The sequence below is a fragment of the Streptomyces krungchingensis genome (assembly GCF_054729265.1).
The window spans coordinates 2,044,242-2,068,826 of sequence record NZ_JBPUKY010000001.1; the positions used below are offsets into that span (position 1 = coordinate 2,044,242).

Below are 24,585 nucleotides of genomic sequence, written 5' to 3' on the forward strand. Positions count from 1 at the left end.
CTACATTTGCCCAGGTCAGAGATCTACGATGGGCGATCCCTCACGTTGCCGCGCGTCCACTCCGAGGTGCTCGCCGACGCGGTTCACGAGCAGTGTCATCTCGTAGGCGACCTGGCCGATGTCGGCCTCCGCGGCGCTGAGGACGCACAGGCAGCTGCCGTCCCCGGCGGCGGTGACGAAGAGCACCGCGTCGTCGAACTCCACCATCGTCTGGCGCACGTGTCCGGCGCCGAAGTGACGGCCTGAGCCCTTGGCCAGACTGTGCAGGCCCGAGGAGACGGCCGCGAGATGCTCGGCGTCCTCCCGCCTCAGCCCGGTGCTCGCCCCCGTCACCAGTCCGTCGTTGGACAGCACCAAGGCGTGCCGTACGTGTTCGACGCGCTGCGTGAGGTCGTCCAGCAGCCAGCCGAGTCCCGTGTTCTGCGCCATGATCCGGTCTTCCCCCTGAAGTCCTTCCCCCTGGCTGGAGGATCTGACCAGCCAGCCTTCCCCACACCCGTCGTCCGAGCAAGGAGGATGGACGGCATGGCAGAGAAGATGACCGACGAGCAATGGCGCGCGTTCGTTTCACAGGGCACGCGCACCGGAAAACTCTCCACCGTCCGGGCCGACGGAGGCCCTCACGTCGCGCCGATCTGGTTCGTGCTGGACGGCGACGAGCTGGTCTTCAACACCGGGAAGGAGACCGTCAAGGGAAGGAACCTCGCTCGGGACGGCCGGGTCGCCCTGTGCGTGGACGACGACCGGCCGCCTTTCGACTTCGTCGTGCTGGAGGGACGGGCCACGCTCTCGGAGGAGTCCGGCGAACTGCTCCACTGGGCGACCAGGATCGCCGCCCGCTACATGGGCGAGGAGCGCGCCGAGGAGTTCGGCAAACGCAACGGTGTTCCGGGTGAACTCCTCGTCCGGGTGAGGATCGAGAAGGTCGTGGCCTACGCCTCGGTTTCCGCCTGAGCCTCGCGGTCCGTGCGCGAACGGCCGCCCTTTGCCGAGCGGCCGTTCGCCGTGTCAGCCGACCGAGTCGAGCAGCCGGGCGGTGTGCACCCGCCCGGCGTACTCGACGAGACGAATCAGCACCTCCTTCCCGGAGTCGCGGTCGCGCGCGTCGCAGAGCACCACCGGCGTGCCGCGGTCGAGGTCGAGGGCGCGGGAGACGTCCTGCGCACCGTAGGTGCGTGCACCAGCGAAGCAGTTGACGGCCACGACGAACGGGATGTGCCGGTGCTCGAAGTAGTCCACGGCGGGGAAGCAGTCTTCGAGCCGCCGGGTGTCGGCGAGGACGACGGCGCCGAGCGCCCCCTGTGACAGTTCGTCCCACAGGAACCAGAACCGGTCCTGCCCCGGGGTTCCGAAGAGGTAGAGCGACAGGCCGGACCTGATGGTGATCCGCCCGAAGTCCATCGCGACGGTGGTGGTGACCTTCTGGTCCACGCCGTCCGTGTCGTCCACCGACTGACCTGCCTCACTCAGCAGTTCCTCGGTCCGCAGCGGCCTGATCTCACTGACCGCGCCCACCAGGGTCGTCTTGCCGACGCCGAATCCACCGGCGACCAGAATCTTCAGGGCCAGAGCGGCGGCCGTCTCGCCACTCGGGGCGTCGAGGTTCTCGGAGACCATCGATCACTTCTCTCGGGAGTGCCGACAAGGGTCGACGTCGGTACGGCGGTGCGGGGTGCTCGTGGGGACAGGTGTACGCGGGCTCGGAATCAGCGAATTCAGCATCATGACAACTGCGTTCCTGCTTCGAGGGACAGGACCGCAAGCTGACCGTCGTGACCGGCTCACGTCCGTTCGGTGTCGGATCGGGAGCACGAAAAGCGCATAGGGAGGGCCGATGCTGTTCATCTAGAGCGCCCTCAGGCCGTCGATCACCTCGCGCAGAATGCGCTCGTCGGGTAGTTGGGCGGGCGGCACCGGGCGGCTGACCGTGACGCAGCCGAGCTCCAGGAGGTCGCCGAGGAGCACCCGGACCACCCCGACGGGGAGGTCGGCGTCCGCGGAGAGTTCGGCGACCGACTGCGTCTCGACGCGGCACAGTTCGATCAGCGCCCGGTGCTCCGGACCGAGTGAGGTGTCGTCGTCCGCGCCGGGTGCGCCGGTGTCGAGGGTGACCAGGGCTATCAGGTCGAACCGCACGCCGGTGGGGCCCGGCTTCGTGCGGCCGCCCGTCATGGCGTAGGGACGGACGAGCGGTCCGGCCTCGTTGTCGAACCACTGGCTGCCCGGCATGTCCTCGGTCATGTGTGCCGCCCGTCCTCGGTCACCTGGCCGCGGGCGGCTGCGCGCCGACGCGCGGCGGCGTGTAGAGGTGCTCGCCCACGCGCTTGACCAGCAGCGCCATCTCGTAGGCGACCAGACCGATGTCGGCCGTGACGGCGGTCAGCACGGCGAGGCAGGAACCGTCTCCCGCGGCGGCGACGAACAGGAATCCGTCGTCCATCTCCACCATCGTCTGGCGTACGCCGCCGGCACCGAAGTGGCGTCCCGCGCCCTTGGCCAGGCTGTGGAATCCCGAGGCGACCGCCGCGAGATGTTCGGCGTCCTCGCGGCGCAGGCCGGTCGACGCGCCGACCGCGAGCCCGTCGTTCGACAGCACCACGGCGTGCCGCACGGCGGCTACGCGCAGCACCAAGTCGTCGAGCAGCCAGTCGAGTTCACCGGACCGCTGGCCCTTCGTGCTCGGGTCCTGGATCATGCGGGGTCTCCTTCCCTGCTGTCGCGGCCCGCTGCCGGGCCGGAGGTGGCTCCGCGGCCGGGCGGTCTGCCGCCGCCGCGCACCCAGCCGTCGCGGTAGGCGGCCATGCGGTCACGTACGAGTTCGGGTGTGCGCTTGCCGTCGTGGGGGGAATCCGTGGCTCTTTCCGTGGGCTCCTCGGACCGCTGAGCGCGCAGTTGGGGGGCCAGGTTCGCCTGCCGCACCCGCTTGGGGAGATCGTCGGAGCTGTCGGGGTCGTCCGGCGGACGGTGCAGCCGGAGGGTGCCGACCGGGGGTGTCGGGCTGTCCGGCGGGCCGGGCTCAGGGGCTTCCGGGCCGCTCTGCACCGGCGGCACCAGCGCGGGCCTCTCGGTGATGGCCGGCACGGATTCCTGTTCCGGGACCGCGGACACCCGCGCGTACTCACGCACTTCGGGTTTCTCGGTGTCGGTCCGGCGGGTGGAACGTTCCGCCGGGCCGCTGTGGAGCAGGACGGTGGGCAGCAGGACGACCGCTGTGGTGCCGCCGTAGGGCGAGGTCCGCAGGTGCACTTTGATGTCGTGCCGGGCGGCGAGCCTGCTCACCACGAAGAGGCCGAGCCGGTCGCTGTCGAACAGATCGAGGGCCTCGGACTGCTCGATGCGCCGGTTGGCGTCGGCGAGCCGCTCCTTGCCCATGCCGAGCCCCCGGTCCTCGACCTCGATCACATAGCCGTTGCCGACCGGCTCGCCGGTGATCCGCACCCTGGTGTGCGGCGGCGAGAACTGTGCTGCGTTCTCGACGATCTCCGCCAGGAGGTGCGTGAGGTCGGCCACCGCGGAGCCGACGACGGACGCCTCGGGGAGTTGCCGTACCTCCACGCGCGCGTAGTCCTCGACCTCGGAGACGGCCGCGCGGACCACGTTGGTCAGGGAGACCGGCATGCGCCAGGCGCGGCCCGGTGCCGCCCCGGACAGGATGATCAGGCTCTCCGCGTGGCGTCGCATGCGTGTGGTGAGGTGGTCGAGGCGGAACAGGTCGCTCAGTTCGTTCGGGTCCTCGGACCTGCGTTCCATGCTGTCCAGCAGGTTGAGTTGGCGGTGCACGAGCACCTGGCTGCGGCGGGCGAGGTTGACGAAGACGCCGGAGATTCCGCTGGCGAGTTCCGCGCGTTCGACGGCGGCGCGCAGGGCGGCCCGGTGCACGGTGCCGAGGGCCTCCGCGACCTGTCCGGTCTCGTCCTCGGCGGACGGTCCGGGCGGAGCCTCGGCCCGTACGTCGATCTCCTCCCCCGCTCGCAGTCTGCTCATCGCGTGCGGGAGCTTGCGCCGTGCGATCTCCAGGGCGGTGTTGCGCAGGCTCACCAATTCGACGACGAGGGCCCGTCCGATGCGTACGGAGATCACGAGCGACGCCACGACGGCGGCGAGCCCGAAGAGGACGGCGGCGCCGGCGGGAGTGAGCACACCGCGGGTGACGGGGTCGGCGCGGTCCGCGACGTCCCGGCCCGCGTTCGCCTCGATGGTGCGCATGCCGTCCTGCACGCGCGCGTGAGCCGCGTCCCAGTCGGCCTCCGGTGCGGCGCCGAGCGCCTTGGCGCCCGGCTGGGAGAGGAGCACCTTGTCCTCGACGGCGCGCACGTCGGTGTACGCGCTCCCCTCCACGAGGTCCTGCCAGGCGGCTCGTTCGGTTCCGCGCAGGTCCCCCACCGCGGAGTCCGTCAGGGTCCGGCGGGTGGCCACGGCACCGGTGAACAGCCGTAGCCGCTCGCCGTCGAGACGCCCGGCGAGCCGGGCGCCGGCCAGCACCGCGTCCTCCTGGGCGAGCGCTTCGCCGGCGCGGGAGAATTCGAGCAGCACGCGCGCGTCGGAGCCGAGGTCGTCGTCCGGGATGCCGGTGAGCGCACCGCCCACGCCGAAGGCCGTCGAGATCGTCCGGGTGTACCGACGGTAGGCCTCGTTCCAGTCGGCGTGTCGCTCCAGTACGGCGGTGCGCAGGGACGCGAGTCCGTCGGCGGCGGTGACGAACGCGTCCAGGCGTCCGGCCACACCCGCGGGAAGGTCCGCGCCGTCCGCGACGGTGTTGTGGTCGCCCATCCGGAGCTTCGCCACCGCTCGGTCCGTGCGCCGTGCCGACTCCTTGAGATCGCCGGGCCGTTCGACGGCACGGTCGGTCGCGTAGCGCACGGCGGCGATGCGCTCGGCCTGGAGGGCCGCGACGGCGTCGGCGACCGGGCTCCGGACCGTGGAGTCCACACGCTGCAACTGCCGCAGCCGGGCGACGTCCTGGGCGGTGCTCACCGTGGCGTAGGCCCACAGGGCGAGCAGCGACATGACCGGCACCATGAGGAGGCAGACGATCTTGGCTCGTACGGTGCGCGGGCGGATGTGCCACCGCCCCGCGCGCGTGGTCGCCGCCTGCGGTGGTGCGGCGAGGGTGTCGTCGGTGTCCGCACGCTCGTCGGCCGGCGGTCCGGCGTGCGCGCGGCGGCCGCGTGCGGGTGGCTGGGGCGGCGGCTCGGCGCCGGACGTCGGGGTCCTACGGGGTGTACGCATGGCCTCCTCGCTCGGAGAGGTTCGGGGCGCGCTCCCGGCCGCCGTGGCTCCGGGCCCGCGCCGTCAGCGGGCGACGCTCTCGACCGGCCGCTGTGCCGACGCGGACGCTTCACGCTCTTCGGACGTCGGGGACAGGGCGACGAAGGCCGACGTCAGGAAGAGGTAGGACCCGAGGCCGACGGCGAGGGGGAAGATGAACTGCATCGCCGTGGCCCCGGGGAGTGTCCCGGCGGAGGGGCTGACCCGCACGCCCACCGCCATCATTCCGGTGTAGTGCATGCTGCTCACCGCCCCGCCCATGACGAGGGACGCGAGGGCGACCGCAACCGGTGACTTGATGTTGAGCGCCGCCCACAGAGCCGCGGTCGCCGCGACGACGGCGATCGCGACGGAGAGGGCGACGAGCGTCGGGTCGTAGCGCACGTGGCCGTGCAGCCTCAGCGCGGCCATGCCCAGGTAGTGCATGCTCGCGACGCCGAGCCCGGTGGTGAGGCCACCCAGGACGAGCGCGCGGCCCCGGTCACGGCCGTAGCCGACGGCGAAGACGCCGGCGCCGACGACGACCATGGCGACGATCAGGCTGAGCACGGTCAGCGGCACGTCGTAGCGCATTTCGGTGCCGCTGACACTGAAGCCGAGCATCGCCACGAAGTGCATGGTCCAGATGCCGGTGCCGATCGCGGAGGCCGCGGTGAGCAGCCAGTTGCGGCGGGAGCGTCCGGTCGCGGCGAGCGCGCGGACGGTGCAGCGCAGCCCGAGGGCGGCGCCTATGCAGGCCATCACGTACGACAGTACGGGGGTCAGCCAGCCGAATGCGGCGTGGTCCAGGTGTCCCATGGCCCAGGGACGCTAGTCCCGGCAGGGGCGCACAACGGGGGCGCATTTCGAAAGCTGTTGGAATATGACGAAGAGATGTACCTGGACGATCGCGTCACGCCCGAACGTGTGCACCACGACGTCCATCGTGTCGGTGAGGGATCATGCGGACCATGACCGACGACCACGCACATGTCCAGGAGTTCTTCGCGGCTCGCGCGGCCGACTGGGACGCGCGCTTTCCCGACGACGGGCCGGCCTACGCGGCCGCGGTCGCCGCCATGGGCCTGCGTGAGGGCGACCGCGTGCTCGACGCGGGCTGCGGCACCGGGAGGGCCCTGCCGCCCCTGCGCGCGGCCGTGGGGGCCTCGGGAGCGGTCGTCGGGGCCGATCTGACCCCGGCCATGCTGGAGGCCGCCGTGCGGGCAGGACGCGACCGCGACGGGCAGTTGCTGCTGACCGACGTCGCCGCGCTGCCCCTGCGCACGGAGTCGCTGGACGCGGTGTTCGGAGCGGGTCTCGTCTCGCACCTGCCCGACCCGGCCGCGAATCTGCGGGAGTTGGCCCGGGTGGTGCGGCCGGGCGGGACGCTGGCGCTGTTCCATCCGGTCGGCCGCGCCGCGCTAGCGGCCCGTCAGGGCAGGCAGATCACCCCGGACGACCTGCGCGCGGAGGCCAATCTGCGTCCCTTGCTGGCGGACGCCGGGTGGGAGATGACGTCGTACGTCGACGAGGACACCCGCTTCCTCGCACTGGCCGTGCGACGCGGCTGAGGCGTCCTATGCGAACGTAGCCCGTCGCACGAACGTCAGCGCCACCGGCACGGCGCGGCCGACGCCTCAGAGAGTGCCCGCGACCGCAGCCGCGAAGGCGTCGGGATTGTCGAACATGACGTTGTGCCCGGCGCCCGGCACGGTCACGACGCGCACTCCGGCGTCCTCCAGGGCTTCCCTGCCGGGCAGTTCGTCGCTGCACTCGCCCTGGAGGTAGACGCGCTCCACCGTCAGCGCTTCGAGCAGGCGGCGCATCGTGGGGTTCGTGCCGTGCTTCAGACCGGTCGCCGTGCGGTGCAGGGCGCGGGGGTCCGCGAGTCGCATGGTGGCCGCCCACAGGGGGCCGACCTTCTCCAGTACGCGCGCGTGGCCGCCGTTCTCTACGAAGTCGACCTCCTCGTAGGAGGCGATGCCGCTGCTGCCCGTGGTGCCCGGGGGATACGGATCGAGGTTGGCCTCCACCAGGACCAGCCGTGAGGCGAGATCGGGCCGCCGGTGGGCGAGCACGATGGCGACCGCGCCGCCCATGCTGTGGGCGACGAGTTCCGCCCCGGAGACCCCGGCGGCGTCCAGAGCGGCCGCCAGCGCGTCCGCATGGTCCTCCAGGGTGTACCCGAAGTCGGCGGGCCGGTCGCTGATGCCGTGGCCGGGCAGGTCGACGAACAGAGTGCGACGGCCCGCCAGTTCGGGACGGGCGGCGACGTGCGCGTGATAGACGGTCGAGGCCGCTCCCAGGCCGTGCACGTACACCCGCGCCGGGTCCACGCCCGCAGCCTCCGTCCAGCGGACACAGCTTCCCTTGTCGTCGAACTCGGCCTGCTTCATCCCTGTCTCCCCTGCCCTCATGGTTCCTCGTCCCTCCTAGGAGTATACATCGGAGGCGAGGTATTACGGGTGCGGAGTATTCAGAGGTCGATGTACAGCGGGACTGCGGCACAATGAGGCCATGCTGGAGCTGGCCATCCTCGGTTTTCTGTACGACGCCCCGCTGCACGGCTATGAGCTGCGCAAGCGCATCACCGCGCTGACCGGGCATGTGAAGCCCGTGGCCGAGAGCACGCTGTATCCGGCCATCAAGCGGCTGGAGAAGGCGGAGCTGCTGGAGCGGGCGACCCGCCCCGGATCGGTCGCCGCTCCGCGCCATGAACTGACCCTCACCGAGGAGGGCCGTCGCGAACTGCGGCGCCGACTCGCGGAGCCGTCGCGGAGCGACATCACCGACGAGAACCGCTGGTTCACGGTGCTGGCCTTCCTCCGGCACCTGGAGGACCCGGGGGCGCAGGCCACCGTGCTGCGCCGTCGGCTCGCCTTCCTGGAGGAGCCGGCGAGCTTCTTCTACGACGGCGACCGGCCGCTGCGCGCCGAGGACTTCGACGACCCCTTCCGGCGCGGCATCCTCACGATCGCCCGCGCCACGAGCGAGGCCGAACTGGCGTGGCTGCGGGAGACCGTCGCCTCACTCGACGCCGGCAGCAGGTGATCGGCGCAACGTCACGGCCGTTCCCTCTTCTGCCGCCGGGACTTCAACTCTACGTTGAACAAAAGCAGATGAGCAGTCGACGATGGCAACCGCACTGGGGGAAGGTGGCCCGATGTCCGGCATGTTCGGCAGACTCCGCAAGACCTGGGGCAAGAAGGCGGCCGAGCGGAACGAGGAGCCCAGGCCCGCGGCGCCCGCCGCCCAAAGGCGCACGCACAATCTCTTCGAAGCGGCCGCCGCGTACGTGGAGGCGTGCGCGGAGGACGACCAGGACCGGATCGACGAGGCGGCGGGGTGGGTGTCTCCGGAGGCGCTGTCGTTCGGGGTGAACGAATTGGCGTGCCGTGCCGTGATCGCCTTGGCTCGGGAGCGCGACGAATCGCCGCGGACGGTCGCGCGTACGCTCCTCGGGCTGCCCGTGGTGTGACCCGCGGTTACCCGGACGGCCGATTCGCCCCTGTCCAGCCGGAAAACTGCAGCTCCGCGTGTGTCGGGGACCCGTGACAAGCGGGTTCCGGTCGCATTAGGGTGCGCCGACGGACGTAGCGATCGGGAGGCTGGGATGGCCGGGACGGACGACGAAGCCGTCGCCACCGGGGACGACGACGCACTGTATGTGCTGACGGCGGTGTTGCTGACACCGGCGAAGTTCCCCAGCGTGCTGGGCGACGACTACCCGGAGGCCTGCGCAGCGCTCGACCTCGCGCCGCTCGCCGACGGATACGGCCTGGTGCTCGGCCAGGACAGCGAGGGCGCCAGGTGGACGGTCGTCGTCGACGACGTGTCGCTGGTCGCCGTCGCCATCGCCGCCTGGGACTGCGGCATGGAGCAGGAACTCTCCCCCGACGAACGCACGGTCGTCGCCGCCCTGCCGGGCTGGCCCCTAGACGTGGCGGTGGCGGCCCCCGGGGTGCCCGCTCCGCACGATCCGTCGCCCGAGCTCACGGACTTGCCTCCCCTCGCTCCGCCGGACACGGCGACGTGGGGGCCGGCTCAGCGGCGTCTCGGTGCCGACGAGATCGCCCTCCAGTGGGCGATCTGGCGCGAGCAGATCGACGACGGCGACTTCCTGCAGCCGGGGGACGAGGCGCCGAAGGGTGACGGCGCACCCTCGGAGACCTCCGACGCCGAGACGTCGGAGAGCGCGAACTCCGAGGGCGCGGCTTCCGAGAGTGAGGCCGGGACCGCCTCGAAGGAGGACGGTGCCGGTTCCGGAGAGCGGAGCAGCGGTATCCGGCGGGTCCTCGCCGAGGCCCGCGCCTACGTGGACACACCGCCTCCGCTCGGCCGGGTCCGCTCGTCCTTCGCCACGGGCGACGCCCGCACTCTGCGGGCCGACGGCCCCGGCTGGTCGTTGGTCGCCAGGACCGACGACATCGCGTTCGTCCTCCTCGACGAGGAGCCGGGCGAGGTCCTGCCCGTCGGTCGCGGTCCGGAGCTGCCCGGCCTCCTGGAGGCGCTCGACAAGATGGCCGTACGCCCCAGCTGAGCGGCCACGCCCCGGGCGACCCGGCGGAGTCGCCGTGCCGCCAGGCGACTCCGCAAAGTCGCCTGGCGGCACGGTCGAGTCGCCGCGCGCCGGGCCACCCCGTGACGCGCGGCCCGCCCGGCGGCGCCGTCCTCAGCGGTACTCGTCCGGGTCCACGAGGAGGGCGCTCACGGCCGTCTCACGGTCCTCGTGGGCGCGCAGGGCGTCGAGCTCGGCCCGCCAGGGTTCGCTCCAGCGAGATCCCCGGCCTCCCATGCCGACCAGCGCGAGCGCGAGCGGCCCGCACGAGGAAGTGCGGCGAGCTCGGACGGTCCGCACCGCCGCGAGCAGCGCCGCGTTCACACGGGGACGGCCGACGTCCACGGACAGGTGCTCCATGGACCGCAGGCGCTCGGGCCGTTCCTCGTACAGGCGGAGCAGGCGTTCCCACCGGTGTTCCTCGTGGTCGCCCAGTCGCACGCAGGCCATGGCCGCGTGCCAGCTGAGGCGCGCGGCATCCGCGTGGAGTCCGACGGCTTCGAGGGTGTCCGCGAGCGTGTCGGCGACGGCGAAGGTCTGAGTCGCGCCGCGACCCGGCTGAAGGACGTCGGAGCACTCGTGCAGCCGTCTGAGGGCATCGGCACGGATCCCAGGATCCAGGGAGCGGGCACGCTCCCTCAGGACGTCGAACGCGTCGCACAGCAGGCCTTCGATCGTCGGCCCCGAGGTGAGCAGCGCCAACTGCCGACCGGCTGTTTCCCACACCCTGCGGGGCCTTTCCGGGGCGGTGAAGGCGTCGACGAGCACCTTCATCGCGTCGCGGGCACCTGGTGGCAGCCATACGGGCAGCGCACGACACGCGGCGACGACTGTCTCCTCGTCACCCTTCTCGACGAGTCGTGCCAGGAAGGCCGCGTACGCCTCACGGCCGGCGACGCGCACGACGACCACGCGCGCGTGCACGACGGCGTCCCGCACGGCAGCCTCTCCCGCCGCCTCGACGAGGCGCTGTGCCACGTCGGGCCGGTCGACCCTCGTGAGGAGGCCGCGGGCCAGCACGGCGCGGACGTCGGGATGCTGCCCCGGCACGTCCCAGGCCGTCACCAGCGCTTCGAAAGCGTCCTCCCCGGGGAGAGTGCCCAGCACCCGGGCGGCCTCCTTACGGGTCCCCACCGGAGCACCGGTCGCGGCCGCCACCGGTGCGAGCAGGGGTACGGTCTCGCGGTCGGGAAGCCGTCCCAGGAGCCGCCGGAGCGAGGCCATCGCGGCCCGTCCTCGGACGCCGCCGGCCGCCGCGTGCCGCAGAAGGACGTCGCGGAGGTCCTCGCTCGACTCGGTGCCGGGTCCCTCGGCCAGCGCAGCGAGGGCCGCGGCCGCCACCGGTTGCGGAGCGCTCTCGGCCAGCGCCGTGAGCCGTCCGTGGTCGCGGAGCAGGGCTGCCGCGTCGGCCCTGGAGCGCAGCGGTGCGGCCTCGTCCGCGGCCACGCGCGCGTGGTGCTCTTCCCACTGTTCCCGCTGGCGGGGGAGCCACCGGCCGACGACACCGGCGGGCAGACCGGGCGCCCAGGCCGTGGCACGGGGGCGCGCCTGGCCCGAGAACCGTCCGAGAGCGGCGGTGAGGACGGGATCGAGCAGATCGGTGCGGCGCGCCGCGATCGTGCCCAGGACGACCGGAACGGTCGCGAACGTCGCGTCCGCCGCGATCAGTTCGCCGCACCGCTGCTCCCTCGTCCGTGGTGATCGCACCCAGGCGGCAGCGGCGCGGGCCGCGAGTGCCGGATCGTCCGTCTCGAGCGCGGTCCGGTGCACCTGTGCTTCGAGGTCGGGCAGTGCGGCGAGATGGTGCCCGAGGAGTTCCGCCAGCGCGGTGGTCAGTTCGGCACGGTGCGCAGCGGTCGGAGCGATGGCGGACCACAGGGTCCGGGCGACCTCTTCACCGATGTGGAGGGGCGTCACAGGTCTCGTGTACCGGTCCGCGGAGACGACCTGGCCGAGCAGTTCGACCGCGTACGCGGCCCGTTCGTGACGGCCGGTGGCGGCGGCGCGCTCGGCGACGCGCCGCGCCAGCCGTGCGGCGGCGGCCAGTGAGGCGCTCGTGGAGTCACGGGACTGCACGGTGGTGAGGACGGCGTCACGCAGGACCTGTCGGGGCAGAGCGGTGAGCAGGTGGGGCGCTGCTCCGGCGAGTTGCTGGAGGGCCGCGCGGCGCACCTCGTCCTGGTCGTGCCAGGCCCGTTCACAGTCACGCGCGATCCGTGCGAACCGGTCGGCGTCACCTTCGAGTTCGGCGCAGGCCAGCAGGGCCGGCCAGGCCAGGGAACGATGGTGGACCAGGTGGTCGGCGGCGAGTTCGCGCAGCAGCGGTTCGCCCTGGGCGAGGGGCAGGGCGGCGGCCAGGCGAGCTGCCGACCAGGGGGATCTCCGCTGACGCCGCAGCCAGGGGGTGAGCAGGTCCGCGCGGTCGCCGGGGGCGAGGGCCGCCAGCGTGGTGAGCGCCACCCCACGCAACCGGCCGCGCGCCACCGTGCGCCTCTCCACGATGCGCAACCGCTCGCCGGGCGGCAGGAGTTGCAGCAGTCCGTCGGCCGCCACCTCGCGGCGGCCCGGCGCTCGTTCACGACTGCCGGTGGCCGGAAGGTGTTCGGCCAGCGTGATGAGGTCGTCGACGGCCAGGTCCTTCAGGGCCCTGCGTTGGGACGGCGGCAACGGCCCTGCGGGAATCGTGTACTCCCGGGGCTGTCCGTCGGCCCGTGGCCTGGCCGCGCGCAGCACCGCGAGCGCGTCGGCGGGGCGGAGGAGGGCCGCGACGACGGCCGGCGGGGTGAGCAGGTCGGGTGCCCGCTCCAGAAGGGTCAGGGCCGCGGAGGGGTCTCGTCCGGCGGCGACGGAGGCGACCGCCCGGTGCCGGCGCACCATGGTCGTCGCCTCGTGGGGCGTTCCGTCTTCCCAACGTCCGGCGAGATGTTCCGCCACGGCTGCGGGTGCCGTGCGGGCCAGTGAATTCAGGGCCCCGATCGGTGCGTCGAGCCGGGGCAGCCACGCGAGCACGGTTGCGGGCGGGCAGGCGGGCAGCAGGAAGGCCGCCTCCGGGGCACCGTGGCACTCGTGCACCCGGGGCAGCAGCCGCGCGGCGAGCGAACTTCGGCGGCTGAGCCTGAGGAGCCGGTAGGTGTCGTGGCGGATCGCCCTGATGTCGCTCAGGGCGAGACGTTCCAGAGCGTGTTCGGGAACGGGCAGCCGGAGTGCGGCCGATCGCGCGCGGCGTCCCAGCAGCGGATCCATGAGGGCTTCGGTCACCCGGTCGAGGTCGCGACGTGCGACGGCGAGGAAGAGACCGGTGTGCCGTTCGCCGGGGTCTCCGGCGTCGAGGGCCCGCTGGAGCGATGCGTACGCGTGCGGAGTCAGCGTGCGGGCGTAGCGCGCGAGGGCGCTCATGCGTGCCGGGAAGGGCAAGGGGTCGAAGTGGGCCCTCAGCCAGGCGGGCGTCAGCGGCGCCGGCGGCGTGTGGGGCATGTGGGACGGGGGCTGCGGCGTCTGCGACGCCTCGTGTTCGGCCATCAGCGCTCACCGAGGAGCCGCTGGGCCTCCTTTCCATGCTTCATGCCGGTCATCGTCGGCGACGAGTGATCAAGTGCGCAACGGGTTTTCGTCCATCTGCGCTCCGGTCGCCGAGGTGACGTGCGTCGCTGCCCACGTGGGCCGGCCCGAACCGCTGTCAACTCCCCCTCTGAAAAGTGACGTTCGGCGCAGGCGGGACGACGGCCACGACTGTTCGGCGATGCCCCGGTTTCCCGGGGCATCGCGGTTGCCGGGCTCCGCCCACCCGGTCGGAGCCCGGCCCGTCACACGGATCACTGTCCGTCAGGGAAGCGGTGTCACGCGGGTGATGCGAAGACCTGCACCGCGTACTTGCCGCTGACGGCGACGCCGGTGTCGACGTAGCTGCAGTTCACAATGTTGCGGTGGTGGCCAGAACTCTTGATCCAGCCGTCGACGATGCTCTTGGCGTCGGTGGAGCTGCCCCAAGCCATGTTCTCACCGACACCGATGGACTCTTTCGCGTTGTAGCCCGCGTCCTTGACCCGCTGCGCGTCGGTGGAGCCGTCGGAACCGGTGTGGGTCGTCAGGTTGTTCTTCGACGCGTCGTCCGCGAAGACCTGGGCGGCCTTGGTGAGCTGGGCGTTCTCCTTGAGGGCGGGGCAGTTCGCCTTCGCGCGTTCGGCATTGACCAGATCGAGGATCTCGCTGGGCGTGGCCTGGACGACATTCGGTGTGGTCGCCGGCACGGTGACCGTGGCGGCACCGGCGCCGGCTGCTCCGGCGAGCACCAGAAGGGGTGCCGCGCAGGTGGCGGCGCAGAGACGGCATATTCGTGTGCTGGTGCGCATGGGTATGGCCTTCGATCGGAAGGGTTATTCCCCCGGGGGCCCGGATGCGGTGCGGGACCGCGGTCCTACATGCCCACACTGTGCGGCCGGCCGCGTGCGGCGCCGGCCGGTTCGGCCCGGCCGAGGGAGCGCGGGGTGGACGCGAGCACGGTATGCGACCGTCCGGAGAACCTTGGCCACCGTCGGCCCCACCAGTTGCCCTGCGCCTGCGCTCGTACAACTTCACGTTACGCCCGGTGCGGCCCGGCCACGAATCCAGCCGGAAGGCCGGCTCGGACGCGAGAGGGCGTTGACGGCCCCGTCGGAGGAACGCTGTCCGGAGCGGGCGCTTCGCCGCTTCGCACGCCTCGACCCACGTGCCGGTTCACCCTTCGACCCCTGCCCACAGGATCCCTGGCAGCGCCCCTTGGTGACACTTCATCAGTGGCAACAGGTTGCACTTCCAACGGGTGAATCCGGCCGCTCGGCACCTTGCGTTTCTGTCCCAGCGGGAAGCCCACTCTGCGTACCGGACCGTCGACGGACAGGGAGCGCCCCATGCCGAAGTTCCTCATTCAGGCCACCTACACGCCCGAGGGCACCAAGGGGCTGATCGACGAAGGCGCGAGCGGCCGCCGCGCCGCCGTGGACCAGGTGGTGACCGGTCTCGGCGGGACGGTCGAGGCCATGTACTTCGCCTTCGGGCAGGACGACATCGTGATCATCGTCGACTTCCCCGACCCGGTCTCCATGGCCGCCGCGAGCCTCGCCGTCAAGGCCAGCGGGGCCCTCCACACCCGGGCCACTCCCCTCCTCACACTCGACGAGATCGACGAGGCCGCCCGTCGGCAGGTGCCCTTCCGCGCTCCCGGCCGGTAGCCCAACAGGCTTTCAGACCGGTCTGTTTCACCATATGCGGCGTCCGTTCCATGTGGTCCGACCCCATGGTCGAGCCGATGGCTGTTCCGCACCATGAGGCAGCGCTTCGCTCCCCTTCAGCTCTCGCGCCCTGTCTCGGAGGCCGGTCATGCGTGTGTCTCGTGGTGTCCCCCTGTTCGCCGCCGCTCTGATGGTGCTGACAGTGCCGGGTTCCGCCTCGGCCGACGGCGGCGCGGGGCACTGTGCGCGGCAGGAGAGGGCGACGGTGCCCGGTGCGGTCCATCAGCAGAGTGCGTGCCTGGCCGACCTGACCACCTCGGGGCTCGCCGGGACTCCGTACACGGACTTGGCCGATCAGGCGGGTCTGACGGCCAAGGGCACGCGCAATCCGTCCGGGGTGCCCGGCGTGCAGATCGACGGGTACTTCCCCGACAGTTCGCGCTTCAACGCCACGCACGGCTGGGGGCACGACGCGCAGTTCGTGATCCGGCTGCCCGACCACTGGAACGGCGGTCTGGTGGTCACCGGCGCGCCCGGCACGCGCAAGCAGTACGCGACCGACACGGCCATATCCGACCAGGTGCTCGCCCAGGGATACGCGTACGCCGCCACCGACAAGGGCAACAACGGGGCCGACTTCTACCGCGACGGGAAGCGGCCCGGTGACGCCGTCGCCGAATGGAACGCGCGGACGACACAGCTCACCCGCGCCGCCCGCAAGGTCGTCGCCCAGCGCTACGGCCGGGCGCCGCGACGCACGTACATGACCGGCATCTCCAACGGCGGCTACCTCACCCGGTGGCAACTCGAGAACCATCCGGAGCTGTACGACGGCGGCGTCGACTGGGAGGGCGCGCTGTGGACCGCGCACGGGCCGAACCTGCTCACCTCGCTGCCGGCCGCCGTGGCGCGGACGCTCGGTTCGGCAGGCGACGAGGCTCTCTACGACGCGGGATTCGCCCACGGCTCCGAGTTCCTGTGGCCGTACCACGAGAAGGCCTACTGGGGCGTGACACAGAAGATCTACCGGGCCGAGTTCGACCCTTCGTACGACGCGGACTGCCCTGGCGTCTCGGCCGGCTCCTCCGCCGAACAGATCCTGGCGCCGTGCGCCTCCGACGCCGCGTACGACTACACCGCACGGCCTGCGGCCGTCCACCGCGCCGTGGCCCGGGTCGCCCTGTCCGGACGGATCGGCAAACCCATGATCACGCTGCACGGCGACCTGGACGCGCTGCTGCCCGAGGCGGCCGACTCCGACGTGTACGCGCGGATGGTCGACGAGCAGGGCCGGGGAAGGCTGCACCGCTACTACGTGATCGAGGGCGGCACGCATGTCGACGGGCTGTACGACACCTACCCGGACCGGCTGCGGCCGATCCTGCCCTGCTACCGGTCCGCGTTCGACGTGCTGACCGCCTGGGTGGAGCGGGGCGTCCGGCCGCCCGCGGACCGTACCGTCGGCAGGCCCGCGGGCGGGGACGTGGTCGGCTCCTGCGCGCTGGAGGGCGACGCACGGCGTCGGTGACGCCTCAGCGGCCGAGCTCCTTGCGCGTGACGCGGCGCAGCCTGCGCCGCTGCGAGGGGTCCAGCGCAAGGTACGCGGCGGCCGGGACGCCCAGCACGATCAAGAAGGCGACCCACCAGGGCACCCAGATCAGCAGGATCAGGCCGACCGCCACGCCTCCTGCGGCGATCTTCGCGTTCTTCGACATGTGTGTCGCCTCCTCCGCGGCTGCTGCCGCTCTCTGTTCTGAGAACGGGTCCCCGCGTCCGACGGTTCCGGACCGCGACCCTGATACGTCCCTGAGGCGCGCCCCTTACTCGACCCTGAGGGGCTCACCCACCTCGTGCATGTGGCGCAGGGCCTGCCGGTAGGAGTCGACGAGCCCGGTCTCCGCGTAGGTGATACCCAACTCCCCGCAGCGCGCGCGCACCAGGGGCTGGACGAGACGGAGATGGGGGCGCGGCATGCTGGGGAACAGGTGGTGCTCGATCTGGTAGTTCAGGCCACCGAGGAACCAGTCCGTCAGGGCACCGCCCCGGACATTGCGCGAGGTCAGCACCTGGCGGCGCAGATGCCCCCAGCGTTCACCGTCGGGGTCGGGCATCTCCATGCCCTTGTGGTTGGGCGCGAAGGACATGCCCAGGTGAAGGCCGAACAGTGCCTGATGGAGGGCGGCGAAGGCGAGAGCTTTGCCCGGGGACATGGAGGTCAGCAGCAAGGTGGCGTAGGCGACGACGTGGGCGACCAGAAGCAGTGCCTCCACGGCCCGCTCACCCGGCGGCTGGCGACGCAGGTCCCGGAACCCGTGCACCTTCAGGGCGACGCCTTCGAGCAGGGTGAGTGGGAAGAAGAGCCAGGCCTGGTTGCGGGTGAGCCAGCGCCTGAACCCGGCCCGGCCCTTCGCCTGGCCACTCGTGAAGACCAGCACGTCGGCGGCGACGTCCGGGTCCTTGTCGATGTGGTTGGGGTTGGAGTGGTGGCGGTTGTGCTTGTGGTTCCACCAGGAGTAGCTCATGCCCAGCAGCAGGTTGCCGTGGACGAGTCCGATCAGGCGGCCGACCGCTTTGTCGTCCGTGATCTGCGAGTGGCCCGCGTCGTGGCCTATGAACGCCGTTCGGGCGGAGAGGACGGCGAGTACGGGGGCGAGGAGCAGGACCGCCCAGGAGTCGCCGGTCAGGACGATGCCGGTCACGGCACCGGCCAGGGCCAGCGCGTTCACGCAGATCTCGCGCGCGTACCAGCCACGGCGCCGCTCGAGGAACCCTCGGCCCTTCACGGTGCGCAGGAGCGGAGCGAACTCGCTTCCTGGAGGCCCGCCGTCCGCGACCGTCGAGTGTTCGGCGAGGGCTGTGGCGGTCTGGGGCATGGCGGTCTCCGGAGTCTTGTGAGGCGAGCTGACCTGAGGCGGGCTGACCTGAAGAAACGTACGAATCGGTGACCTTGGGAGGCCATGACGCCACCACCCGAGTGCGTGCGGGGGTCCTCCCCGCCGCCTCAGGGGGGCTGGCAACACCCCCGGGCCCGGTGGTCCACGTCATGACCGTGCCGTCCGCGCCGTCCGCCCCCAGCCGCTGACGCTCGCCGCACGCCGGAGTGATGTACCCTCGGCGGCCCGACCCGGTAGTCAAATTTGAGGAATGCGTCATCGTCGAGCACAGGATTCCCGCGGCGACTCCCGCCGAGATCGCCGAACTGGCCCGCTGCTGTGTCGTGTTCGCGCCGGCCGATCCGCCCCGGACCAGCCGCGTCGCGTTCTGGTGCCCGGAGGGCGACCCCCTTCCCGCCGCGGCGTCCGGCTCCCCCGACGACCTGACGGTCGTGCTGCCCGGCGGGGAGGGCGTCGAGCGTGTGGCCGTGCCCGCCGTGCTGCTGCCGGTGCGAGCCGCTCTGCCGGTGCTCACGCGCGCGCGTGCCGTCGCCGGGGCGCACCGGTCCGCCTCCTTCTGGAGCGCCGCGGCCGTGCTCGCCCTCCAGTTCGCCGCACGCGGACTGCTGCTGCCCGGCCTGACCCCCGGCGACCACGACGCGTGGCGCGCGGGTCCGCTCCGCGCCCAGGACATGGAACGCGTCCGCGAGCTGGCCGCCGCCATGCCGCCCGAGGCGCACGCGATCCCCCTGGACGACGTCGAACCGTTGCGGCTGTCCGATCCCGAACAGCTGTTGCGCGCGTTCCTCGACGCGGTCGCCGATGGGCTGCCCCGCTCGCCGGCGGCGCCCCTCGCGGCGGGCGGACTGGCCTTCGCGGCCCCGGAGCCGCGGCGCGTGCCCCAGCACCGTGCCTGGCTCGACGACGTCGCCGCCGTGCACGACTCGGACGTACGCATCTCTCTGCGCGTCGAGGTGCCGGGGCTGGAGTCGGACGCACCCGAGGACGCGCGGCTGGTGTTCCGTGCCGTCCTGCAGGTGCACGGCGTGAGCGATCCCGCTCTCGTCGCGGACGCCGCCGACGTGTGGTCGGGGTCCACCGGGTTCGGCCCGCGCGCGCGGATGGACGCCCTGCTCGCGCTGCGTCGCGCCGCCCGCGTCTGGACACCGCTGGCTCCGCTGCTCGCGGCGGCCGTGCCGGACTCCATGGAACTCGCCGAGGAGGAGATCACCGAGCTCCTCGGCGAAGGCGCCCGCAGCCTGGCGGCGGCGGGTGTCGACGTGCACTGGCCGAAGGAACTGTCACGAAAGCTGACGACCGGCGCGGTCATCGGCCCGCCGGACGACGCGGACGGTGCCGGCGACGCCGCTCGGAACGCGGGTGGCGGCGGCCCCGGGAAAGCCGGGTCGGACGCTCCCTCGTTCCTGTCCGCGGACGCCATGCTCGCCTTCGACTGGTGGTTCGCACTGGGCGATCAGCAGCTCACCCGCGAGGAACTGGACCGGCTGGCCGAGGCGAACCGGCCCGTCGTGCGACTGCGCGACCAGTGGGTCCTCGTGGACCCCCAGGAGGTGCGACGCGCCCAGGCCCGGCAGGACCGGAAGGTCACGCCCATCGACGCGTTGAGCGCGGCTCTGACGGGCTCCACGGAGGTCGACGGGCGCAGGGTCGACGTACGCCCGACGGGATGGCTGGCGGCCCTGCGGGAGCGGCTGGCGGACCCCGAGGGTCAGGAGCCGGTCGAGCAGCCCGCCGCACTGGACGCGACGCTGCGCGACTATCAGGGGCGGGGGCTCAACTGGCTCGCCCGCATGACCTCCTTGGGTCTGGGCGGCTGCCTCGCCGACGACATGGGTCTGGGCAAGACCGTCACGCTGATCGCCCTGCACCTTCACCGGCAGACGGCCGAGTCGACCGCGGGACCCTCGCTGGTGGTCTGCCCGGCCTCCTTGATGGGCAACTGGCAGCGCGAGATCGAGAAGTTCGCCCCCGGCACCCCCGTACGCCGCTTCCACGGTTCCCGGCGCTCCCTGGAAGGCCTCTCCGACGGCGAGTTCGTCCTCACGACGTACGGCACGATGCGGCTCGACGCACCGCGTACGGCCGAGGTGCCGTGGGGGATGGTGGTCGCGGACGAGGCCCAGCACGTGAAGAACCCCTACTCGGCCACGGCGCGGGCGCTGCGCACGATCGGCGCACGCGCGCGCGTGGCGCTCACCGGCACCCCCGTGGAGAACAACCTCTCCGAGCTGTGGGCGATCCTCGACTGGACGACACCCGGTCTGCTCGGGCCGCTCAGCACCTTCCGCACACGGTACGCGCAGGCGGTCGAGGGCGGACTGGACCCCGCGGCGGCCGAGCGGCTCGCCCGCCTCGTGGGGCCGTTCCTTCTGCGTCGCCGCAAGTCGGACCCGGGCATCGCGCCCGAGCTGCCGCCGAAGACGGAGACGGACCGCGCCGTGGCACTGACCAAGGAGCAGGCGGGCCTGTACGAGGCCGTGGTGCGCGAGACCCTCGCGGAGATCTCCGAGGCGGACGGCGTCGCACGGCGCGGTCTGGTCATGAAGCTGCTGACCGGGCTGAAGCAGATCTGCAACCATCCGGCGCAGTTCCTCAAGGAAGCGCAGCCCAGGATTCCCGGCAGGTCGGGGAAGCTGGAGTTGCTGGACGAGCTGCTCGACACGATCCTCTCCGAGGACGCGAGCGTCCTGGTCTTCACCCAGTACGTGCAGATGGCCCGCCTGATCGAGCGTCATCTGGCGATGCGCGGTGTGCCGACGCTGTTCCTGCACGGGGGAACGCCCGTGACCGAGCGGGAAGCGATGGTGGAGCGCTTCCAGGAAGGTGAGGTCCCGGTCTTCCTGCTGTCGTTGAAGGCCGCCGGCACAGGGCTGAACCTCACGCGGGCCGAGCACGTCGTGCACTACGACCGGTGGTGGAACCCGGCCGTGGAAGCCCAGGCCACGGACCGCGCGTACCGCATCGGGCAGAGCCGTCCCGTCCAGGTGCACCGGCTCATCACCGAGGGGACCGTGGAGGACCGGATCGCCGACATGCTGCGACACAAACAGCAACTGGCCGATGCCGTCCTGGGCTCCGGTGAGGCCGCGCTCACGGAACTGACGGACGCGGAACTGGCCGACCTGGTGGAACTGCGAGGGGGCGCACGATGAAGGACCGTGACGAGGAACGCACGTTCGCCGCGCTGCCGCCCGCGCACGGTCGGGGCTTCGCGCAGACGTGGTGGGGCCTGGCGTGGCTCAAGGCCCTGGAGGACGCGGCGTTGGACTCGGGGCAGGTGAAAACGGGCCGCAGGCTGGCACGCGCGGGTGCCGTGGGTGCCGTGTCGGTCCGCCCCGGACGCATCACGGCCGTGGTCCAGGACAACGACCGTACCGCCCATCGCGCGGACGTGCTGCTCCAGGAACTGTCCGACGAACAGTGGGACCGCTTCCTGGACATGGCCGTCGAGCGCGCCGGGCACGTCGCCGCACTGCTCGACCGCGACATGCCGCCGCATCTCGTCGAGGACGCGGCGACGGCCGGGATCGAGCTCCTGCCGGGGCTCGGCGACCTGGAGGCCGAGTGCGACTGCGACGCCTGGGACCACTGCGGGCACACGGCCGCCCTCTGCTACCAGATGGCGAGGCTGCTCGACCAGGACCCCTTCGTCCTGCTGCTGATGCGCGGGCGTTCCGAGCACGTCCTGCTGGACGAGCTCCAGGAGCGCGGCAGTGCGCGGCGGCGGGAGCCGTCGGACGCAGACCACGCGCGCGTGGAGGGTGTGGACGCGGCCGAGGCGTACGCCGCGGGGGACATCCTGCCGTCACTGCCGCCTGTCGCCGACCTGCCGGGCGAGCCCGGACCGCCGCCCGCACTGGACGCCGAGACCGCCCCCGCGCCCGGACTCGACCCGGCCGCCCTCGAGTTCGTCGCGGCCGCCGCGGCGGGCGACGCGTACCGGCTCCTCCGTGAGGCGCTCACGGACGGGCACGGGCAGCAGGCGGTCGGCCAGGAGCTGTCGCTCGCCCAGGACGCGGTGCGACTGGCCGCCGCGGACCCGGACCAGTCTGTCCTCCAGCGCCTGGCCGAGGGTTCGGGGCGCGACGCCGAGGCTCTGCGACTCGCCGTACGTGCCTGGCGTCACGGGGGCGCTGCCGCGCTGTCGGTCCTTGAGGACACGTGGGCCGTGGAGGGCGAAGTGCTGGCACGCGCGCGTGACGCCCTGGAGTCGGCCTGGGACGAGGACGAGCGACCGCGGCTGGTCTCGGCCGACAACCGCTGGACGGCCGTCGGCATCGGCGGCGGTGGCGTCCAGTTGCGCCTGGGCCGGGACGGCAGGTGGTGGCCGTACCGCGAGGAGCGGGGCCGATGGGCCCCCGCCGGGCCGGCGGGGCGGGACCCGGCGACGGCCCTCGCCGCGGCCGGAGGAGACCCGATGAATGGTTGACGCGCGGCGTTCATCTCAAGGTCGCCCGGCGTTGGGGGTCGAGGCCAACTCTGGCCGCTGACACTGAACTTGTGCCCCAGGAGGCCTGATGTCCCCGCACGCCGTCGGCAGGCGCCGCGTCAACCGTTCCGTCGCAGCGGGCCTGCCGCTCGCCGTGCTGGCCGCCCTCGCGGTGGCCGGCTCCGCGAGCGCAGCCGGCAGCCCGGCGCAGCCGCACGTGACGCGCACCGCCACGCTCGGCGACGTCCCGCTCGGCGCGTTCAGCAACTCGCTGCTGCCGGGCACGGTGGACGACGACCGGGGTGTGGACCTGGGCGGCATCGGCAGCGACATCTACCCGGCGGGACGCAAGGGCGAGTTCTGGACGGTCACCGACCGCGGCCCCAACGGCCAGATCAAGGTGGACGGCAAGAAGCGCCGGACCTTCCCCGTGCCGGGGTTCGACCCGGCGATCGTGAAGATCCGCGTGACCGGTGACAGCGTGAAGGTGATCGACGCGATCCCGATCACCACGTCTTCCGGGAAGCCCGTCACCGGTCTGTCCAACCAGGCGGGACGCGACGAGGCACCGTACTCCTACGACGCCCTGACCCCTCTCACGTTCAACCCGAACGGTGTGGACACCGAGGGGATCGTACGCGCCGCGGACGGCACCTTCTGGCTCATCGACGAGTACGGGCCGTCGCTGATCCACGTCTCCGCGCGCGGGAAGGTGCTCACGCGCTACGTTCCCAAGGGGCTGAACCTGACCGGCGCGGACTATCCGGTGGTGGAGGCACTGCCGTCGGTCCTGCTGCACCGGAAGATCAACCGCGGCTTCGAAGGGCTCGCCCTGCTGCCCTGCGGCGATCTGGTGATGGCGCTGCAGAGCCCGCTCTCCCTGCCGGACGGTGCCGCGGGAGACGCCTCGCGCACCACCCGGCTGGTGCGCTTCTCCCCCAAGAAGCGTGCCGTCACCGCCGAGTACGCGTACCGCTTCGACCCCGTGAACGTGGTCGACCCGAGCGAGGACGACACCTCGGAGCTCAAGATCTCCTCCGTGGTGGCCGTCGGAGGCGATCGGCTGCTCGTCGAGGAGCGCACCGACAAGGCTGCGCGTCTGCACCTGGTGAAGCTGTCGCGGCACGCGGACATCCTCGGCGGCCCGTGGGACGACGACGCGACGTCGCCCTCCCTGGAGCAGCTCGACGACCCCGCTGCCGCCGGTGTCCCGGTGCTGGGCAAGCATCTGGTCGTGGACCTGGGCACCGTCGCGGGGGTGCCCGGAAAGGTCGAGGGCGTCGCGCGCGTGGATCACGACACGCTGGCCCTCATCAACGACAACGACTTCGGGATGACCGACGGGTCGGGCGCGTTCGACGCCCAGGGCCGGCTGGTCGACAGCGGCATCGAGACGACGGTGACGTACGTGCGGCTGCCGCACGGAATCTGACGTCTGCGTGCCGCTCACTTCAGCGGCTTGGTGAGTTTGCGGGTGCCGTTGCCGACGTCCGCCGCCAGACTGCACGCCACTTTGTCGATGCCGATCCGGTAGCCGCCGGAATCCGGGTACTGCACGAGCGTGCCGCGTACGGTGCCCGCGGACTGCTTGGCCGCCTTGCGCTCCAGGGGCACTCGGCAGAGGGCCGACGCCGCCTTCTTGAGGGCGGCGTCGGTGGTGTAGGTGCCTTCGAGCACGGCCACCTTCACCACCTCGGCGTCGTGCGGCTTGCTGCACGAACGCTTGGCGGCCTGTCCGGGCCGGCTGCCGTCCGCGTCGAAACAGTCCCCCGTGGTCAGCATGTAGTACGGCAACTCGTTGCCCGCGGGCGTCGGGAAGAGCGAGCGGAGGTCGCTGGGGACGACGTCGGTGGGCAGGTCCGAGGGGAGGGTCGGCACGGCACTGGGCAGGTCCGAGGGTGCGGAGGGCAGTTCGGACGGGATGCTCAGCGAGGGGCCGGGCGTCCGCCGCGTACTTCCGCTGGCCTCCGGAGACTTGTCGTCCTTCCCGTCCCCGCCGCCTCCCGTCGCCACCGCGATCACGGCCACCACGACACCGACGGTCACCATCAAGGCGAGCACCACGAGAAGCGTGTTCCTGCGCCGCCCGCCCCGGTGGCCTCCGGGTCCGCCGCCCGGCGGTCCGGGAGGTGGCGGTGGCTGCCATCCTCCGCCTCCCTGCGACGGCGGCCCGAAGCCGCCGGGAGCCGGACCGTGGCCCCCTGGAGGACCGTAACCACCGGACTGCGATCCATGGCCACCGGACGGTGG

The 24,585-nt window shown here is 72.1% G+C and carries 22 protein-coding genes; 10 read left to right on the forward strand and 12 right to left on the reverse strand.

Translation table 11 applies throughout. From position 1 onward, the window contains the following. Positions 1–15: 15 nt before the first annotated feature. The gene (locus tag ACSYGO_RS09125) at positions 16–429 is read right to left on the reverse strand and encodes a roadblock/LC7 domain-containing protein (protein ID WP_095932688.1); all 414 of its coding nucleotides are present in this window, start codon (positions 427–429) and stop codon (positions 16–18) included. Between the two features lie 96 nt (positions 430–525). Between ACSYGO_RS09125 and ACSYGO_RS09130 the strand changes: the two genes are divergently transcribed. Then, positions 526–954, forward strand: coding sequence for a PPOX class F420-dependent oxidoreductase (locus ACSYGO_RS09130; protein WP_426678610.1), 429 nt, complete (start codon positions 526–528; stop codon positions 952–954). A gap of 54 nt (positions 955–1,008) precedes the next feature. Here the strand turns inward: ACSYGO_RS09130 and ACSYGO_RS09135 are convergent, their stop codons facing one another. From ACSYGO_RS09135 to ACSYGO_RS09155, 5 genes are all read right to left on the reverse strand, one after another. Further along, positions 1,009–1,617: a GTP-binding protein gene (locus ACSYGO_RS09135; protein WP_426678611.1), complete on the reverse strand. Its 609-nt coding sequence runs from the start codon at positions 1,615–1,617 to the stop codon at positions 1,009–1,011. 228 nt (positions 1,618–1,845) lie between these two features. Beyond that, complete coding sequence (locus ACSYGO_RS09140; protein ID WP_345657961.1) at positions 1,846–2,241, reverse strand: DUF742 domain-containing protein; 396 nt, start codon at positions 2,239–2,241, stop codon at positions 1,846–1,848. 19 nt (positions 2,242–2,260) lie between these two features. Beyond that, positions 2,261–2,695: a roadblock/LC7 domain-containing protein gene (locus ACSYGO_RS09145; RefSeq protein ID WP_426678612.1), complete on the reverse strand. Its 435-nt coding sequence runs from the start codon at positions 2,693–2,695 to the stop codon at positions 2,261–2,263. After that, positions 2,692–5,229, reverse strand: coding sequence for a sensor histidine kinase (locus ACSYGO_RS09150; protein ID WP_460386440.1), 2,538 nt, complete (start codon positions 5,227–5,229; stop codon positions 2,692–2,694). The genes ACSYGO_RS09145 and ACSYGO_RS09150 overlap by 4 nt, the downstream gene beginning before the upstream one ends. Before the next feature lie 63 nt (positions 5,230–5,292). Continuing rightward, positions 5,293–6,066: an MHYT domain-containing protein gene (locus ACSYGO_RS09155; RefSeq protein ID WP_426678614.1), complete on the reverse strand. Its 774-nt coding sequence runs from the start codon at positions 6,064–6,066 to the stop codon at positions 5,293–5,295. A 152-nt stretch (positions 6,067–6,218) separates the two neighbouring features. Between ACSYGO_RS09155 and ACSYGO_RS09160 the strand changes: the two genes are divergently transcribed. Further along, complete coding sequence (locus ACSYGO_RS09160) at positions 6,219–6,818, forward strand: class I SAM-dependent methyltransferase (RefSeq protein WP_460386441.1); 600 nt, start codon at positions 6,219–6,221, stop codon at positions 6,816–6,818. 66 nt (positions 6,819–6,884) lie between these two features. Here the strand turns inward: ACSYGO_RS09160 and ACSYGO_RS09165 are convergent, their stop codons facing one another. Next, positions 6,885–7,643, reverse strand: coding sequence for an alpha/beta fold hydrolase (locus tag ACSYGO_RS09165; RefSeq protein ID WP_426678616.1), 759 nt, complete (start codon positions 7,641–7,643; stop codon positions 6,885–6,887). A gap of 121 nt (positions 7,644–7,764) precedes the next feature. Here ACSYGO_RS09165 and ACSYGO_RS09170 point away from each other — a divergent pair, with 121 nt between their 5' ends. The 3 genes from ACSYGO_RS09170 to ACSYGO_RS09180 all read left to right on the forward strand — a co-directional run bounded on the left by ACSYGO_RS09170 (position 7,765) and on the right by ACSYGO_RS09180 (position 9,787). After that, entirely contained in the window at positions 7,765–8,298 is a 534-nt protein-coding gene (locus ACSYGO_RS09170; protein ID WP_426678617.1) for a PadR family transcriptional regulator, read from the forward strand. A 121-nt stretch (positions 8,299–8,419) separates the two neighbouring features. Next, entirely contained in the window at positions 8,420–8,725 is a 306-nt protein-coding gene (locus ACSYGO_RS09175; protein WP_435222767.1) for a hypothetical protein, read from the forward strand. A 135-nt stretch (positions 8,726–8,860) separates the two neighbouring features. Next, complete coding sequence (locus tag ACSYGO_RS09180) at positions 8,861–9,787, forward strand: hypothetical protein (RefSeq protein ID WP_460386443.1); 927 nt, start codon at positions 8,861–8,863, stop codon at positions 9,785–9,787. Positions 9,788–9,919: 132 nt separating this feature from the next. On the opposite strand, the gene ACSYGO_RS09185 is transcribed toward ACSYGO_RS09180, so the two are convergent. Continuing rightward, on the reverse strand, positions 9,920–13,324 hold the full coding sequence (locus tag ACSYGO_RS09185) for a hypothetical protein (protein ID WP_460386444.1): 3,405 nt from the start codon (positions 13,322–13,324) through the stop codon (positions 9,920–9,922). A gap of 317 nt (positions 13,325–13,641) precedes the next feature. Beyond that, positions 13,642–14,154 carry a CAP domain-containing protein gene (locus ACSYGO_RS09190; protein ID WP_426678620.1) on the reverse strand — a complete coding sequence of 171 codons (513 nt, stop codon included), beginning with the start codon at positions 14,152–14,154 and terminating at the stop codon, positions 13,642–13,644. Between the two features lie 537 nt (positions 14,155–14,691). Between ACSYGO_RS09190 and ACSYGO_RS09195 the strand changes: the two genes are divergently transcribed. After that, positions 14,692–15,012, forward strand: a complete 321-nt coding sequence (locus tag ACSYGO_RS09195) for a GYD domain-containing protein (RefSeq protein WP_432186823.1) — start codon at positions 14,692–14,694, stop codon at positions 15,010–15,012. A 148-nt stretch (positions 15,013–15,160) separates the two neighbouring features. Next, entirely contained in the window at positions 15,161–16,540 is a 1,380-nt protein-coding gene (locus tag ACSYGO_RS09200; RefSeq protein WP_460386445.1) for a tannase/feruloyl esterase family alpha/beta hydrolase, read from the forward strand. A 4-nt stretch (positions 16,541–16,544) separates the two neighbouring features. On the opposite strand, the gene ACSYGO_RS09205 is transcribed toward ACSYGO_RS09200, so the two are convergent. Together ACSYGO_RS09205 and ACSYGO_RS09210 are read right to left on the reverse strand one after the other, a co-directional pair. Next, a complete protein-coding gene (locus tag ACSYGO_RS09205) occupies positions 16,545–16,727 on the reverse strand; it encodes a hypothetical protein (protein WP_028800308.1) in 183 nt (60 codons plus the stop codon). Between the two features lie 105 nt (positions 16,728–16,832). Then, a complete protein-coding gene (locus ACSYGO_RS09210; protein ID WP_460386446.1) occupies positions 16,833–17,885 on the reverse strand; it encodes a fatty acid desaturase family protein in 1,053 nt (350 codons plus the stop codon). A 230-nt stretch (positions 17,886–18,115) separates the two neighbouring features. Between ACSYGO_RS09210 and ACSYGO_RS09215 the strand changes: the two genes are divergently transcribed. The 3 genes from ACSYGO_RS09215 to ACSYGO_RS09225 all read left to right on the forward strand — a co-directional run bounded on the left by ACSYGO_RS09215 (position 18,116) and on the right by ACSYGO_RS09225 (position 23,767). Beyond that, entirely contained in the window at positions 18,116–21,058 is a 2,943-nt protein-coding gene (locus ACSYGO_RS09215; RefSeq protein WP_460386447.1) for a DEAD/DEAH box helicase, read from the forward strand. Next, positions 21,055–22,335, forward strand: coding sequence for an SWIM zinc finger family protein (locus ACSYGO_RS09220; protein WP_460386448.1), 1,281 nt, complete (start codon positions 21,055–21,057; stop codon positions 22,333–22,335). The genes ACSYGO_RS09215 and ACSYGO_RS09220 overlap by 4 nt, the downstream gene beginning before the upstream one ends. An 88-nt stretch (positions 22,336–22,423) precedes the next feature. Further along, a complete protein-coding gene (locus tag ACSYGO_RS09225) occupies positions 22,424–23,767 on the forward strand; it encodes an esterase-like activity of phytase family protein (RefSeq protein ID WP_460386449.1) in 1,344 nt (447 codons plus the stop codon). Positions 23,768–23,781: 14 nt separating this feature from the next. Here the strand turns inward: ACSYGO_RS09225 and ACSYGO_RS09230 are convergent, their stop codons facing one another. Then, positions 23,782–24,399, reverse strand: a complete 618-nt coding sequence (locus ACSYGO_RS09230; protein ID WP_460386450.1) for a hypothetical protein — start codon at positions 24,397–24,399, stop codon at positions 23,782–23,784. Positions 24,400–24,585: the final 186 nt, after the last annotated feature.

What these genes read in the sequence shown, in the direction of transcription:
- ACSYGO_RS09125 (WP_095932688.1), bottom strand. Translation starts at nt 429, where the DNA reads ATGGCGCAGAACACGGGACTCGGCTGGCTGCTGGACGACCTCACGCAG.
- ACSYGO_RS09130 (WP_426678610.1), top strand. Translation starts at nt 526, where the DNA reads ATGGCAGAGAAGATGACCGACGAGCAATGGCGCGCGTTCGTTTCACAG.
- ACSYGO_RS09135 (WP_426678611.1), bottom strand. Translation starts at nt 1,617, where the DNA reads ATGGTCTCCGAGAACCTCGACGCCCCGAGTGGCGAGACGGCCGCCGCT.
- ACSYGO_RS09140 (WP_345657961.1), bottom strand. Translation starts at nt 2,241, where the DNA reads ATGACCGAGGACATGCCGGGCAGCCAGTGGTTCGACAACGAGGCCGGA.
- ACSYGO_RS09145 (WP_426678612.1), bottom strand. Translation starts at nt 2,695, where the DNA reads ATGATCCAGGACCCGAGCACGAAGGGCCAGCGGTCCGGTGAACTCGAC.
- ACSYGO_RS09150 (WP_460386440.1), bottom strand. Translation starts at nt 5,229, where the DNA reads ATGCGTACACCCCGTAGGACCCCGACGTCCGGCGCCGAGCCGCCGCCC.
- ACSYGO_RS09155 (WP_426678614.1), bottom strand. Translation starts at nt 6,066, where the DNA reads ATGGGACACCTGGACCACGCCGCATTCGGCTGGCTGACCCCCGTACTG.
- ACSYGO_RS09160 (WP_460386441.1), top strand. Translation starts at nt 6,219, where the DNA reads ATGACCGACGACCACGCACATGTCCAGGAGTTCTTCGCGGCTCGCGCG.
- ACSYGO_RS09165 (WP_426678616.1), bottom strand. Translation starts at nt 7,643, where the DNA reads ATGAAGCAGGCCGAGTTCGACGACAAGGGAAGCTGTGTCCGCTGGACG.
- ACSYGO_RS09170 (WP_426678617.1), top strand. Translation starts at nt 7,765, where the DNA reads ATGCTGGAGCTGGCCATCCTCGGTTTTCTGTACGACGCCCCGCTGCAC.
- ACSYGO_RS09175 (WP_435222767.1), top strand. Translation starts at nt 8,420, where the DNA reads ATGTTCGGCAGACTCCGCAAGACCTGGGGCAAGAAGGCGGCCGAGCGG.
- ACSYGO_RS09180 (WP_460386443.1), top strand. Translation starts at nt 8,861, where the DNA reads ATGGCCGGGACGGACGACGAAGCCGTCGCCACCGGGGACGACGACGCA.
- ACSYGO_RS09185 (WP_460386444.1), bottom strand. Translation starts at nt 13,324, where the DNA reads ATGGCCGAACACGAGGCGTCGCAGACGCCGCAGCCCCCGTCCCACATG.
- ACSYGO_RS09190 (WP_426678620.1), bottom strand. Translation starts at nt 14,154, where the DNA reads ATGCGCACCAGCACACGAATATGCCGTCTCTGCGCCGCCACCTGCGCG.
- ACSYGO_RS09195 (WP_432186823.1), top strand. Translation starts at nt 14,692, where the DNA reads ATGCCGAAGTTCCTCATTCAGGCCACCTACACGCCCGAGGGCACCAAG.
- ACSYGO_RS09200 (WP_460386445.1), top strand. Translation starts at nt 15,161, where the DNA reads ATGCGTGTGTCTCGTGGTGTCCCCCTGTTCGCCGCCGCTCTGATGGTG.
- ACSYGO_RS09205 (WP_028800308.1), bottom strand. Translation starts at nt 16,727, where the DNA reads ATGTCGAAGAACGCGAAGATCGCCGCAGGAGGCGTGGCGGTCGGCCTG.
- ACSYGO_RS09210 (WP_460386446.1), bottom strand. Translation starts at nt 17,885, where the DNA reads ATGCCCCAGACCGCCACAGCCCTCGCCGAACACTCGACGGTCGCGGAC.
- ACSYGO_RS09215 (WP_460386447.1), top strand. Translation starts at nt 18,116, where the DNA reads ATGTACCCTCGGCGGCCCGACCCGGTAGTCAAATTTGAGGAATGCGTC.
- ACSYGO_RS09220 (WP_460386448.1), top strand. Translation starts at nt 21,055, where the DNA reads ATGAAGGACCGTGACGAGGAACGCACGTTCGCCGCGCTGCCGCCCGCG.
- ACSYGO_RS09225 (WP_460386449.1), top strand. Translation starts at nt 22,424, where the DNA reads ATGTCCCCGCACGCCGTCGGCAGGCGCCGCGTCAACCGTTCCGTCGCA.